The organism is Blautia stercoris (genome assembly GCF_054657695.1).
The window spans coordinates 89,005-102,968 of the sequence record NZ_BAAHYF010000001.1 but is presented as its reverse complement, the minus strand read 5'-3'; the positions used below and the strand labels follow the sequence as shown (position 1 = coordinate 102,968).

The following is a 13,964-nucleotide window of genomic DNA, read 5'->3' as shown; positions in this document are numbered from 1 at the left end:
CGCAAGGATAGGATTTATCTTTAAAAAATATCCAGCATATTATCAAGATAAATTGCTTCTCTTACATGAATCTGATACTCCGGTTTTGTCATATAATAGAGCAAAAATTCCAAAACCAGTGCGCTTCCAAGCCCACGTCCTTCTATTTTAAAATTAGAAAATCCCATTGGCATGTAGACATTTCTAATATCTTCTAATCCAATGAAACCTGGATTGGATATCGCCTTTGAAAAGCGATATCCCTCCCCTGCATTTGGTGCACTACAAGGATGCTCTGCTCCATTTGCTCCAAGATTTTTCCGACTAACTGCTTCATAGCAGATTTTCCTGTCCCTGCATCCCAACCAGCAACATTCATTACAGAGAAATTCTACTTTATCTTTTTGTTCTTCTGAAAGTGTTTTCCATTTATCCAATGCTTTATTTAAACGAAAGTCCGGCACAACATAGCCAAACTCTTCACGATTAATTTCTTTTCTTAACTCTTCAAATTCAGTTAAAACTTTCGTAGTAGAAGAAACAAAATACAGATTTGGGTAATTTACTTTCAAGTAGTCTAATAACAAATCTGAATGGATAATTATGCCATTTTGTTTTTCTTTTCCCTTATTAAACAATGCACACAGCGCATTACATCTTTTATCCGAAAGATGTTCTTCTTTTAATAAAGAATTACTAAAAGTCAACCGTGCTGAAATTCCATATTCCTGCATAAGTTCTAAAACTTCCTGTGGTCTGCTGTCTCCACATTCCACACGACCGCCACCCCAGAGGCAGTCCCACGGCGCTCCATAAATGGAACCAATTTCACACCAGTCATAAAAATATTCTCTATGTTTCCGAAACAGGGGTAAAAACAAGCGATAAAGTTCATAGAATTCAAACAAACCCGGAAGATGATAATAGGCTTTTCTTTTTTTTAATTGTGTCATATCTCATTTTCACCTTTTTCTATATTTTTTATTTTACTCATTTTAGCTAATAGTACTGTTGAAATCGGCATTACCAAAACGCAGGCAATCGCTCCTAGAAGCATTGATGCACAGCTTTGAAATAAAATTTTAGAGTTAAGCAAAAATTCTAAGGAGTCATTTCTCATTTTTAAATAAGAAAGCAATAACAGAGATTCTCCAAAATATGCAAACAATAATGTATTAATAGTTGTTCCAATTACATCTTTTCCTACTCGTATTCCACTTTCAATTAATTCTTTATTTGTCATATCCGGTTTGTGACTTTTCACTTCATATAAGGAAGCCGTAACTGTAAAAGCCATATCTATCACTGCACCTAATGTACTAAGCAAAATTACAGCCACTTGAACTTTTTGCATACTAATATCTAAGTTCATATCGTAGAAAAGAACCTCTTCGCCTGCCGATTGAATTTCATTTAAGCCTCCAGCCCTACTTCCCCATATTACTCCTTGAACTACAAATACTAAAACAGACATCGTAATTAATACTGCAATAAAAGCACTCCATGTTTTTATATTCGACCCATTTTGATAAAACAGTGTAATGTAAGACACTATAGCCCCTATTAAGATTATTAATAAAAAAACAGGTACCCCCTCTGCCATAAGCCAGATTCCCATACTCAAGAAAAATAAATTTCCACACAGAGCAACTAAAGACATTCCACCTCTGTCTCCGCCAATAATAAGAATAGAAATCAATAAAATCAATCCCAATACACCTAACATATTCTTTTCTTTCCTTTTACAGATATCTTTATTATAATCGAAGTAATAACAATAGAGACAGGTATCGCCCATACAATTCCTATACATTCAATGAGAAAACGGCATATTTCACATGGGATGTTTAATTTTATAATTGTAATAAGGCGGACATCATTGTTCATTTGAATTAAGCACATTGGAATTAATTCACAGACAAACACGCACATTAACACATTTAACATAGTTCCCATAATATCATAACCAATTTCTCTTCCTGATTGAAAAAGCTGTCCAAATGTTACATTTGATTTTTTCTCAATGATCTCACTTAATGCTGCGGATATTGCAACAGCCACATCCATAACTGCTCCCAATCCAGAAAGGATAATTTCTGCGTGAAAGATTTCCTCTGTATTCTCTATATTTCTCAGACCTAAATATTCCATGGTCGAATAATCTAAATCACTCCTGCGAACAACTACATCAAATATTATCATAATCATTGCAATTACACAAAGGGTTGAAAGCAATGCCGCCCATGTTTTTCTATGTATCCCATTTAATCCGATTAATGTAACTACTGCAAATAAAATTACGATTTCATTACAAATTTTTAATATATTTGAAGTATCTCCTAATATCCAAAATCCAACTATGAATACTATGATGTTTATAGTTACTGTTATAAACGTAAATATTCCTTGTCTGCCTGCTGTTAAAATCAACATTATAATTAATATTCCAAGCAAGCTTACGATTATTGTATCCCGTTTTAACCCACGTACACCTGTTCCTATGTCATCTACAGAACCATTTAATAATACTTTATCCCCTTTATGATAAGGTTGCCTCAACATTCCAGTATCTGTATATTCATTAGAAAAATGAACTTCTTTTCCTTTATTCTTTCCATTCAATATAATTCCCTGAATTTTCTGTTTATATCTTGTCTCTTCTGTTCCTCTTGTACTTCTCACCTGACCTGATATGCTTGTTTCCACCTTTGTTAACTTTGCGATTGGAGTATGATATAGCCATGCATCATTCATTACAAATAGAATGCTCAATAAGTAGAAAATTCCAATAATCCAATATTTTTTTTCAACCAACTTAATACCAACAAACATTTTTATTCTTTTACCCTCATGTCTACATTTGCAAGTCTGCAAAATGTCGTATCATAATCCTTTTCTTTATAAGTTTCAAATGTTCCCTGAACTTCAATTTCTGTATCTTCTGCCGGATATTCATCTGGGTATTTATGCGAGCCATCTCCCCAGACAAACTCTAATCCTTGCGCACAACATGCCATCGCATCTTTTATAATGCAATAGTGATAGCATGTTCCTGCCGAATACTATTCTTTATTATTTCTACACTCATTACAAATTCCATAGAAAACAGTACGCAATGAGTCCATTTCAAAACTATGATGTTCCATCATATGTTTTTTTAAGCTTTCAACCTCATCACAATGTAAATGAATCAATTTCCCACATTTTTCGCATTTACAATGATAAGAACATTCTTTTTCTACTGTTTGACAATTTCCTGTATACTCAAAACATGCACTGCTGGTTCCGTCTACAACATACTTTGCGACCACTCCCTCTTTTACCATTTTTTCCAAATGACGATATACCGTTGTCGTTCCAACCGATATTCCTTTTTCCTTAAAATAGTCACAAATCTCATTTACAGTAACATGTTTTCCTTGTACAGATTCTAAAAATGTAAGTAACTCAGCCATTTGTTTTGTTTTATATGGTGCTTTTGACATTTTAACTTTCCCTCCAATTTGGAAATCATTTTATCACAAAAACTTCTTTTGTCAACATAATTTGAAAACAACTTTCATTTTATCTAAATTCTATTTTTCTTCTATTCTAACTGCTTCATTTTTTCATGTCAAACTTGATTTTATTTCACCTATGTACTATCATTAAAAAGCACAAGCACCAGAAAACATCAAAAAAGGAGACTCTTATTTTTATGCAAACAAATAAAGATTTTCTAGGCACCGAGCCAATCGGAAGGCTCCTTCTTAAACTGTCTGTTCCAACGGTAATCGCCCAGCTGATTAACATGCTTTACAACATTGTAGACCGAATTTACATCGGTCATATTCCCAAGAGCGGAAGTCTGGCACTTACAGGAGTCGGTGTCTGTATGCCGGTTATTATGATTGTATCTGCATTTGCGGCACTGGTCAGCTCCGGCGGCGCACCACGCGCTTCTATTTTTATGGGAAAACAGGAACATGACTCTGCCGAAAAGACTTTAAGTAACTGTTTTATACTTCAGATTATCATTTCTATTATTTTAACGATTATTTTACTTCGCTGGGGCAAGAATCTGTTGCTGGCTTTTGGTGCCAGTGAAAATACCATCCAATATGCAGTCGACTATCTGCATATCTATGCTTTCGGTACACTTTTTGTCCAGTTGACGCTCGGAATGAATGCATTTATTACGGCACAGGGATTTACTTCTGTTTCTATGATTTCTGTCCTGATTGGTGCGATCTGCAACATTACTTTAGACCCGGTTTTTATTTTTGCTTTTCATATGGGTGTAAAAGGTGCTGCACTTGCAACCGTTCTTTCACAGGCTGTTTCTACTATCTGGGTCGTACTCTTTCTTTGCGGTAAAAAAACACAGATTCACATTCGAAAGGACTATCTGCCTTTAAAAGCAACTATTATTCTTCCCTGTATTGCACTTGGACTCGCTGCTTTTATCATGCAGGCAAGTGAAAGTATTGTAGCAGTTTGCTTTAATTCTTCACTTCTCCGCTACGGTGGGGATATTGCAGTTGGAGCTATGACCATTTTAACCAGTGTTATGCAGTTTGCCATGCTTCCTTTACAGGGAATTGCACAAGGTGCACAGCCAATTTCCAGCTATAATTACGGTGCTAAAAATGCAGAACGCGTAAAGAAGACATTTCGTATTCTTTTAACGACCTGCCTGACGTATTCCATCGCACTCTGGATGTCCGTACAACTGATTCCAAAAGTATTTGTAGGTATTTTCACCTCCGACGCAGACCTTGTCAACTTTACTGCGCCTATGCTGAAAATTTATCTTGGCGGTCTGTTTTTATTTGGAATTCAGATTGCCTGCCAGATGACTTTTACTTCTCTTGGTAAAGCTGTAAATTCTATTATCGTTGCGGTTGTTCGAAAATTTGTATTACTAATTCCGCTGATTTACCTGATTCCGCACCTTGTATCCAATCCAGTTATCGGTGTTTATATGGCAGAACCGATCGCAGATATCATTGCGGTACTCTTTACTTCTGCGCTGTTTTCTTTTCAGTTTAAAAAAACAATTGCAGAAATTCAAAACTGAATTTTAATGAAAGGAACTTACCATGAATACACTAAAGAAATTCATTCACTACTATGGTCCGTATAAAACAGTCTTTTTTATTGACCTTCTCTGTGCAACTATCATTAGTCTTGTGGATCTCTCTTATCCACAGATTCTTCGGACTGCAACAAAAACACTCTTCACGCAGGATAAAAGCATCATTCTTCATGCCCTTCCATGGCTTGGCATCGGATTACTTTTAATGTACATAATTCAAAGTTTTTGCAAATATTATGTCAGCTATCAGGGACACATGATGGGAGCTAACATGGAACGGGATATGCGTCAACAACTCTTTGACCATTACGAAGAATTATCTTTTTCTTATTACAGTCAAAATAATTCCGGTCAGATGATGAGTAAACTGGTCAGTGACCTGTTCGACATCTCTGAATTTGCACACCATGGACCTGAAAATCTTTTTATTTCACTAGTCAAAATTATCGGAGCTTTTATTTTTCTCTTTTTTATTAATAAAAAACTTGCTCTGCCTTTGATTCTGCTTGTAATTGTGATGTTTCTCTTCTCTTTTCATCAGAATCATAAAATGCAGCAAACCTTTATGGAAAACAGAAGAAAAATCGGTGATGTGAATGCAAGCCTGCAGGATACTTTATCCGGAATCCGAGTGGTACAGTCTTTCACAAATGAAGAGATTGAAAAAGAAAAATTCAGAAAAAGCAATCACGCCTTTCTTGTTTCCAAAGACAATAACTACAAGTGCATGGGGGAATTTATGAGTTCCAATCTGTTCTTCCAGGGCATGATGTACCTTATCACCTTAATCTATGGAGGTTATCTGATTGCCAATCATGAAATGTCTCCTGCTGACCTTGCCATGTATGCCCTGTATATCGGAATTTTCATCAGTCCAATCCAGATCTTGGTAGAATTGATGGAAATGATGCAAAAAGGATTCTCTGGTTTCCGCCGTTTTCTTGACGTCATGGAAACTGTTCCGGAAATTCAGGATAAACCAGACGCAGTAGAACTTACAAATGTAAAGGGACATGTCTGCTATAAAGATGTGACGTTCCACTATAACGATGATGAAGCAACCGTACTTTCTCATGTGTCTATTGATATCCCTGCCGGAAAATCTGTCGCACTAGTCGGTCCCTCTGGCGCAGGAAAAACAACTATCTGTTCTCTGCTTCCCCGTTTTTATGATGTAACAGGTGGTCAAATCACAGTTGATGGACAAGATGTCCGCTCTCTTACCTTAAAGAGTCTGCGAAGTCAGATTGGTGTTGTTCAGCAGGATGTTTATCTGTTCTCCGGAACCATTCGTGAAAATATTGCTTATGGAAAACCAGATGCATCAGAAGAAGAAATCATTACGGCTGCAAAATGCGCCAATATTCATGAATTTATCATGGAACTGCCAGAACAGTATGATACCTTTGTCGGCGAACGTGGTGCAAGGCTTTCCGGTGGTCAGAAACAGCGCATCTCTATTGCACGTGTATTCTTAAAGAATCCTCCAATTCTGATTCTTGATGAGGCTACGAGTGCTTTGGATAATGAAAGTGAACGCTGGATTCAGCGCAGTCTCGAAGAACTCTCGAAAGATCGCACGACCATTACTATTGCCCACCGCTTGTCTACTATCAAAAATGCAGACGAAATTATTGTTCTCACAGAAAATGGAATTGCAGAACGTGGAACACATGAAAGTCTGCTTAAGAATAACGGAATTTATGCTGGTTATTACAATCTTTCTAACTAATCAAAATTATATCAGATTTCCGGCTATATTCAAAAAATCCGAGAGCCATTCTATCACTTTAGCTCTCGGATTTTATTTTTTCTCTCTATAATAGTCAAGCGGATATTCGCAATTGAAGCAGGGGACTTACTTGATTTGGTTAAACTACCGCATTTCTTTTTTCTGAAAAAGCTACGGTCAACTTGTCAATCACTTTATTACAAAGCACTGTATAAAGTGCGCCAAATACATTTGCTCCAATACGAAGTGCTACTGCCATTGGCATACCAAATAAACCTGATGCAATTGACAATGCTCCAAATGTATTAAATACGGTCTGCCATGCATATCCTGCCGAATATCCTACTCCGATTCCGCCAATCATGCCAATATAGGGATACATAGATTCTGGAAGAATCAGATACAGCACAATAAAAAATACGCACCCAACGATATTAAACTGCCATCTTTTTCCTGATCTGGCAACACAGTCTTCTGTAAAAGGAAGGCATACAGACATGCAGGCAATCCCTGCCCACATTGCTCTTGGCAATCCTAAAAGATTCATACCCAGCATTGCAGTAGAAACAATCAAAGTCAGCTTCAGATACCATCTGCCTCTTGCTGACTGTAAGTCAAATTCTCGAAAAAGATCCAGAAACGTTCTTCGATACGGACGATTCTTCTGGTTTTTATAAAAGATAACCATACAAAGAATCATTCCCACTGCAAGTCCCTCTACTCTTTTTATGTATTCTGCTCCTGTCACATCATATCCAAGCAACAGCAGATATCCTAATACAAAAGTAGAATGATTGTACATAATTACATTGTGGCAACCTAAAATCATCAGAAGAAGAATTGCAATTACATTTACTAAAAAAGCCGGCAATGGAGACAACATATTGGCAATCCTTGGTGCTACCATCAAAAGCCCAAAAATTCCTGCGATTGAAAACAGCCCATGCGTCGTTTTAATCCCAAAATCTGCTTGTCGAAGAACAAGAACCGCCAACAATACCGTAACACCTACGACACTGTTTTCACTCCCAATTAGTTTACTGTACAAAGATACCACTGCAACACAAAATGCCATAACCAAATAAACTTTAAAATTATAAATCAGAATATGCCTGCGTCTCTCTTTTGGATCTTTCGTGTTTTTGATTAATTGTTTTGAGCCTGTTGAACTTAACTGAAGCTCTTGATAAAATGTCATAATTTTCGCTCCTTTTTTCTCAAAGTGTAGAGAACTATACCGCAAATACGACCTGTTGTCAAGAACAAATTAAACCCAAATCATGCTCTTTTCACCACTGTGAACTACTCGGCAACTAAGTTACCAGAGTATCTGAAATCTGACGGGATACCGCATTTCTCTCGGAATCATAACAGGTCATCAGACTATGAAGTCCCGGATCAATCGATAAAATATTTACTGATTTCTTGTATCTTACCTCTCTATTTTCCTTTCATGTATAAACCTGCTTTCAACGCCAAAAACAGAAATCGAACACCATCATTTTCTTTTCCGTAAATTTCAGGAATATCATCCACTTTTGGATTGATTTTATAAAAAGTATTACTTTTATCTGCACCTGTTCTCTCCTCAATCAACCTTCTCATTTTACTGATAGGCGTAATACTCTCCAGCTCTTCCTCTGAAAAACCCAGTGCAAGTCCAAGATTTGCATCTGGATCCACATCTACAGCAAATACTTTTTTCCCTTCTTATGCATACAGACGTGCTAATACTGCAGATATCGTAGTTTTCCCTACTCCGCCTTTTCCAGTTACAGCAATTTTCATCTGTTACCTCCTTAAATGCTTCTTACTCCACTTCCTCCAGTTCTGTTCCTTCTGAAAGAATATATCCGCAGTTATCACATACTCCGTCCTCTGCAAGTATCCCGTCTTTCACAAAGGTTTCAATGCCTCCCGGTTCATGACAGCGTGGACAATCTAATTCCTGTATCTTTTTCTGATTTCTTACATCCTGACAATTGGCAAATTCAATTTTACCCATAGTGATTCCTCCATTTTCATTCCATATCAATTTGTCTTCGCAAAAAAGTTCCTACCATACGGGAAAAATTGCTGATATTACGAATATAGGCAAAGTCTTTTCCATAGATTCTCTTTTCCACGGAGAGTTCTTCTTCATTTCCTACAAAAATACCAATTACGAAAATTCCCTGATTTCTGGCCCGACGCACCTCATATGCAGTATCTTTCACAGCTCCTTCTCCGTCATAGATCTTGGGCTGGCGGGTTCCTGGTCGTTGTATGCTCATATCGCAAGGTTTTCCATCACTTAATACGATTAAAATCTTATTTTTTTCCGGTCGCTCCATAAGAGAGGAACAGACTGTTTTCAGTGCAAGCCCATCTCTGTTATTAGCATAGGCCCGAAATTGAAAGATTCTTTCATTTGTTTCCCTTGGATCTTCATAATCCCGAAATCTCTGAAGTACTGTATATCCCCAGAAAGCACAGTATCCTGTCACCCGATGAGGAATTCCTGCCTGGCTTAATGCTTCACTGATAATATATCCCTGCGCCGCTACCTGAGCCTGTCTGCCAGCTTGAGAACCACTGGAATCAATCAGGACGTCTATTGCAAACTCAGAATCTTCTGATCTCTTTTTTCTATTAAATAACTTGTCATCGTCTGTTCTTCCAATTTTCCATAACCTCTCAGGAACAAGCTGCCCTGCATCAGATCTGCTGACAAAATCATCCTTTCGGATTATAAACGCCCGTTTCAGTGACTCTGCTAACACAGAAATATTTCTTTTGATAATCCAGTGATTATTTCCATAATAGGCTTTATTTTTTTCAAACTGCAACTGAGAAAAACGGTATTGATTATTTTTTATCACAGGGTTCTGTAAAATTCCATCTGTAAGATACAGGATACAGTTTTTGTGGATTCCTGTACAAAATTTCCAGTTGACTCTGGCCTGCTCCGATTCACTTAGATACGATTTTCCGTAATTCAGTTCCACATATTCCCGTATCCGTCGCACTGCCTGTGGATTTATATTCTCCGAGCTTTCCGGAACTTCTTCATTTTCCGGAGAGAAATAAAATCTTTTTTCCTTTTTGTTTCTGATATCCAGACTCATCATCTTTTTTTTGAGATTAGAAAGATATTTTTGAATGATGTCTTCCATCTGTTCATCCGTCATGCATTCCTGCCACGCATCATTGGCCAATGCCATATCCGGTAAATTCAGAATCTTCTCCAGATTTCCATTCCTTTTTTCAAAAGAGGGATCCAGAACATGATTATAAATCTCATCTATCACATTTATGACATCTTCCGTATTTTCCGCATCCTTCAGAGAAAGAATCTTGTACAATGCAATCTCTGCCTGTGGATCCATTCCCTCATCGTCTGTGTTCTCCAGAACATGCCTTATATACAGAAGCCTAATCCTGTGAATCAGGTCTGTTCCAGTTTTGTCTGATACCTGCTCTTCCTCAGTCTTTTCCAATTCTCTGAACGCCTGTTCTCTGATTTTCTTTGTTCCCAGACGTTCTCGAATGATAAAACGATTCACTGCAGCATCCATGCATAATCCAGCAAGAGGCAAAAGCATATCTTCTCCAGCAGAAAAATGTAATTTTTTCATCAAATACATTCCAAGTTTCTTCTGATCAAAATATCGTGCAAAGGCACCCTGCTTCACTGCCTCATATAGAACTGTTTGTTTTGAATAAACATATTTTTCTGTGTCCGGTTCAAATTCCATATCATAATCACCACTGACTGTCCAAAAAAGATTTCTGATACGATTGCTGATCTCCAGACGATGTTCTTCCAGTTGTTCCGCCGGCCATCTGACATCCTCCATACAAGTTTACCCCCATATGTCTTTTCCGGTCCAGGAAGATGGGATTCTGGTAGAAACCACATCTTCTACGATCTCTTTTTCAAATACATCAAAATTTTTATTTATGATCCCCATCTGGATTGCATCAATTGGAGAAAGTCCGCTTCTTGTTGCTTTTACAGCAGAAACCAATCCTCTCAGGTCAAGAGATTTTGTTGAGATTTCTCCATGATAAGCTTTGATCTGCAAATCCAGAAACAGTCCTGCAAAAGCTTTCAGTGCACTTTTTTCCCCATCTGGAAAATGTTGTCTTAATACAAAAAGGACACTATCCTCATCCATTTCAGGCATATCAATTACCATAAACCTTGAAACCAATGCTTCATTTAGATCTCTGGTACCTGCGTAACCATAATTCATCGTTCCGATAAATCGTGTTGCCGGATGAAGTAAAATCCTGTTATATCCTGGAATATCGATTCTGCGCCGATGATCCAGTGTGGCATGCAGTACAGAAACCGCATCATTTTTTGCCATATTGATTTCGTCCAGGATTCCAAATCCTCCAAATTCTGCGCATTGGTAGATGGGGCCTTTCCGAAGGCAAACCTCATTATTTATAAAGGTATCCGTTCCAATCAGATCGGCACTGTCTGTATTTACATGAAAAGAAATGTCGTATTCCGGTCTTCCGAATATCCATGCCAGTGTCTCACATAGTACATTTTTCCCTGTAGCTTTCGCACCGGAAAGTAACAGGTTATCTCCCTGAAGAAGCGCTGCTATTGACATTTCCAGAATCTTTTTCCCATAAAATAGGATATCCGGTTTTTCTACCCGTTCCTTTACCTGCTCCTCTACCTCATAACGCATGTGAAAATCTCTCAGCTCTCCAATCAATTCCTGCGCTATCTTCTGGTCTCCTAAATATTTTTCTATTTCTGTCCAATGATTTCTCATGAAGATTTTCCTTTCTTTGCAATTGGTTATACCAAATCAGATAATATTTCTGTTTACTCAAAATTGTATCCAGTAAGCAGCGCTAATTCTGTACTTTTTCCACAGCCACCTTTGCCACATACTGTAATCTTCATACCTTCAATCCTCCAACTCACAGTCCTAGCTTCTTTACAATTTCTCCCAGTGCACTTCTTACAGGAGAATCTTTCGGAAGCCGTATGATCGGCTTTCCATCACAGTCATACTGATATACCTGGTCATCATGTGGTACAACCCCTAACAGTTCCAGTCCCTGATTTCGGATTTCTTCCAGAGTTCCGGCATCCAGTTTTCCATCTGGAACACGATTCACGATCAATCCTGTTTTCTGTGGTTTAAAATTCAATTCCTTCATCAGCTTTGCAATACGTCCGGCTGCCTGAACACCTCTTCTGGAACAGTCACTCACAAGAATCGCAACTTCCATCATTGGCAGGATGCCTCTGCTGATGTGTTCCATACCTGCTTCGTTATCAACCACAATATATGGATAATGGCTTTGCAGTTTCTGAACCTGGGTCTGTACAAGACCATTTACAAAACAATAACAGCCCTGTCCCTGGGTTCTCCCCATTACCATCAAATCATAATCATCTTCTTCTGCAATTGCATCGGAAAGACGCATTTCCAGATATGCCTGTTTTGTCATACCGGACGGGATCTGATATCGTGGGTCGACACCTGCCCGCTCAATTTCTTCTCTCAATTCTCCAAGTGTGATTTCCGGCTCCACACCAAGTACTTCATTTAGATTGGCATTCGCATCTGCATCTACGGCCAGAACCGGACGTTTCCCACTTTCGCACAAATACTGGATCAATAATCCACAAAGGGTAGTTTTTCCTACGCCGCCTTTTCCTGATACTGCAATTACATGTCCCATATTTTTCCTCCTAAAATTCTAAACAATCTGTTGACTTTTTCTTTAAACCCCATTATAGTTGTTACTATATAAATTACAATAACCAATCTATGAAATCTGTTCTGTTCCTCAACATATCCCAAAAACTGTTGAGAAATGATACATTGTAAAGCATACATTCAATGGAGGTCATTATGTCGGAAAAAACAAAAAAGCAGGATCGCCGTACCAGATATACCAAACAAGCTATAAAAGAAACTTTTTTAGAATTATTAAAGCAGAAAAATTTCACAAAAATCACGGTCACTGAAATCTGTAAAATTTCTGAAATAAACAGAGGTACTTTTTATCTGCATTATTACGATATCCATGACGTGTTGGAAGATATTTTAAATGATATCGCACAGGATATGAAAACAACTGTAGAACATTTATTTTGCCCAAACCAAAAAAGCTGTTCCTATCCCTTCTGCCAAAAGATTCAAACAGAAACAAAATACAGATCTCTGTTTCTGGATGATACGATTGCTCCCATTCTTCTGGAAAAAATAGCAGAAAATACAAAAGAAGGCTATGTGACCTGGCTTATGTCACACAGCCTCCTGACCTTTGAGCAGGCAGAATCGGTTTTTTATTTTCAAATGAATGGCTGCCTTTCTATCAACAGACTGATGCTCCGCAATCACTGTAATGACTGGCAACAGATTCAGACAACAATTGACAAATTTATCAAAGCCGGACTGGAAAGTTTTCTGATTCATGATCAGAGGCAAGAAAATGCTTCCGATAATTTTTGCAGCAAAACTTCCCCAACTGTTACTGCATCTTCTACACTCAGATAATGATCCGCATGATCCTGAAGAAATATTTTGCCAGATGCAGGAAATTCTTCATCTGCAAACCATACCTTTAAAGTTACTGAATATCTTGGAAAAACCGGAAAAACAGCACATAGATCCGCCTTTGTCTCTATAAATTCTGCACCCAGACTTGTACATGCTTTCTGAATTTTCTCAGGATCTTTATCCTGCAAAAGCTTTTCCAGTTTCTGCTCTGCAGTCCGGTCAAACCTGGTTCCCCGAATCAATCCATCTTTCAGGTTACCAAAAGTAATGAGCTTCTGTGAGCCTTCTGTGCCATCGGCCATATCCAGATAATGCAGCAATATCAGATAATGCCATTCATCCATGTCTGAGTTAATATGGAATCCAGGAAGTTGAATTTCAATCGTTTCATAAAAACTCAGTATCTCAATTGTATTTCGGCTGCTATGAAAAACAGCCCCGCTTTTTGCAGCAATCTCCTCTCCGGAACGATTTTGTAACCGTTTTACTGCTGCCTGAAACATTTCCTGAAATGCACGATTTTCTGTTTGATTTTTGTATTCCATAAATTCTCCTTTGTAAATATTTTATCGCATCATATAATAATCAATGTTTATCTACTATAGAGCAGATAAATTTCCTTTTAACTTGTCTACAATCAATATATTATACA

At 37.7% G+C, this 13,964-nt stretch carries 16 protein-coding genes; 3 read left to right on the top strand and 13 right to left on the bottom strand.

What is annotated here, in order from left to right:
- Positions 1-20 precede the first annotated feature (20 nt).
- Genes ACYQ2D_RS00620 through ACYQ2D_RS00600 form a run of 5 tightly spaced genes read right to left on the bottom strand, consistent with a single transcriptional unit; the run spans position 21 to position 3,464 of the window.
- Positions 21-932, bottom strand: a complete 912-nt coding sequence (locus tag ACYQ2D_RS00620) for a hypothetical protein (protein WP_459784341.1) — start codon at positions 930-932, stop codon at positions 21-23.
- Positions 929-1,705 (bottom strand): YibE/F family protein, encoded by a 777-nt coding sequence (locus ACYQ2D_RS00615; protein WP_117455954.1) that lies wholly within the window; start codon positions 1,703-1,705, stop codon positions 929-931. The genes ACYQ2D_RS00620 and ACYQ2D_RS00615 overlap by 4 nt, the downstream gene beginning before the upstream one ends.
- Complete coding sequence (locus tag ACYQ2D_RS00610) at positions 1,699-2,811, bottom strand: YibE/F family protein (RefSeq protein ID WP_459784339.1); 1,113 nt, start codon at positions 2,809-2,811, stop codon at positions 1,699-1,701. Before ACYQ2D_RS00610 ends, ACYQ2D_RS00615 begins: the two co-directional genes overlap by 7 nt.
- Before the next feature lie 2 nt (positions 2,812-2,813).
- Entirely contained in the window at positions 2,814-2,996 is a 183-nt protein-coding gene (locus tag ACYQ2D_RS00605; RefSeq protein ID WP_117455956.1) for a hypothetical protein, read from the bottom strand.
- 45 nt (positions 2,997-3,041) lie between these two features.
- Positions 3,042-3,464, bottom strand: coding sequence for a Fur family transcriptional regulator (locus ACYQ2D_RS00600; protein ID WP_022304005.1), 423 nt, complete (start codon positions 3,462-3,464; stop codon positions 3,042-3,044).
- Positions 3,465-3,676: 212 nt separating this feature from the next.
- On the opposite strand from ACYQ2D_RS00600, the gene ACYQ2D_RS00595 reads away from it, so the two are divergent.
- Together ACYQ2D_RS00595 and ACYQ2D_RS00590 are read left to right on the top strand one after the other, a co-directional pair.
- Complete coding sequence (locus ACYQ2D_RS00595; RefSeq protein WP_117455958.1) at positions 3,677-5,038, top strand: MATE family efflux transporter; 1,362 nt, start codon at positions 3,677-3,679, stop codon at positions 5,036-5,038.
- Positions 5,039-5,060: 22 nt separating this feature from the next.
- Positions 5,061-6,788, top strand: coding sequence for an ABC transporter ATP-binding protein (locus ACYQ2D_RS00590; RefSeq protein WP_117455960.1), 1,728 nt, complete (start codon positions 5,061-5,063; stop codon positions 6,786-6,788).
- 139 nt (positions 6,789-6,927) lie between these two features.
- Here ACYQ2D_RS00590 and ACYQ2D_RS00585 read toward each other — a convergent pair whose 3' ends face one another.
- The 7 genes from ACYQ2D_RS00585 to ACYQ2D_RS00555 all read right to left on the bottom strand — a co-directional run bounded on the left by ACYQ2D_RS00585 (position 6,928) and on the right by ACYQ2D_RS00555 (position 12,488).
- Positions 6,928-7,986 (bottom strand): FUSC family protein, encoded by a 1,059-nt coding sequence (locus tag ACYQ2D_RS00585; RefSeq protein WP_117455962.1) that lies wholly within the window; start codon positions 7,984-7,986, stop codon positions 6,928-6,930.
- A gap of 242 nt (positions 7,987-8,228) precedes the next feature.
- Positions 8,229-8,471 carry an ATP-binding protein gene (locus ACYQ2D_RS00580; RefSeq protein ID WP_459784338.1) on the bottom strand — a complete coding sequence of 81 codons (243 nt, stop codon included), beginning with the start codon at positions 8,469-8,471 and terminating at the stop codon, positions 8,229-8,231.
- 27 nt (positions 8,472-8,498) lie between these two features.
- Positions 8,499-8,576, bottom strand: coding sequence for a nucleotide-binding protein (locus ACYQ2D_RS00575; protein ID WP_459785285.1), 78 nt, complete (start codon positions 8,574-8,576; stop codon positions 8,499-8,501).
- Positions 8,577-8,598: 22 nt separating this feature from the next.
- Positions 8,599-8,793 carry a hypothetical protein gene (locus ACYQ2D_RS00570; RefSeq protein ID WP_459784337.1) on the bottom strand — a complete coding sequence of 65 codons (195 nt, stop codon included), beginning with the start codon at positions 8,791-8,793 and terminating at the stop codon, positions 8,599-8,601.
- A 16-nt stretch (positions 8,794-8,809) separates the two neighbouring features.
- Positions 8,810-10,627, bottom strand: coding sequence for a cobaltochelatase CobT-related protein (locus tag ACYQ2D_RS00565; RefSeq protein ID WP_459784336.1), 1,818 nt, complete (start codon positions 10,625-10,627; stop codon positions 8,810-8,812).
- Positions 10,628-10,633: 6 nt separating this feature from the next.
- The gene (locus ACYQ2D_RS00560; RefSeq protein ID WP_459784334.1) at positions 10,634-11,566 is read right to left on the bottom strand and encodes an AAA family ATPase; all 933 of its coding nucleotides are present in this window, start codon (positions 11,564-11,566) and stop codon (positions 10,634-10,636) included.
- 151 nt (positions 11,567-11,717) lie between these two features.
- A complete protein-coding gene (locus ACYQ2D_RS00555) occupies positions 11,718-12,488 on the bottom strand; it encodes an ATP-binding protein (RefSeq protein ID WP_117455971.1) in 771 nt (256 codons plus the stop codon).
- 173 nt (positions 12,489-12,661) lie between these two features.
- On the opposite strand from ACYQ2D_RS00555, the gene ACYQ2D_RS00550 reads away from it, so the two are divergent.
- Positions 12,662-13,309, top strand: a complete 648-nt coding sequence (locus ACYQ2D_RS00550; protein ID WP_187558443.1) for a TetR/AcrR family transcriptional regulator — start codon at positions 12,662-12,664, stop codon at positions 13,307-13,309.
- On the opposite strand, the gene ACYQ2D_RS00545 is transcribed toward ACYQ2D_RS00550, so the two are convergent.
- Positions 13,231-13,857 carry a DUF3786 domain-containing protein gene (locus tag ACYQ2D_RS00545; RefSeq protein WP_187558442.1) on the bottom strand — a complete coding sequence of 209 codons (627 nt, stop codon included), beginning with the start codon at positions 13,855-13,857 and terminating at the stop codon, positions 13,231-13,233. The genes ACYQ2D_RS00550 and ACYQ2D_RS00545 overlap by 79 nt on opposite strands.
- Positions 13,858-13,964 lie beyond the last annotated feature (107 nt).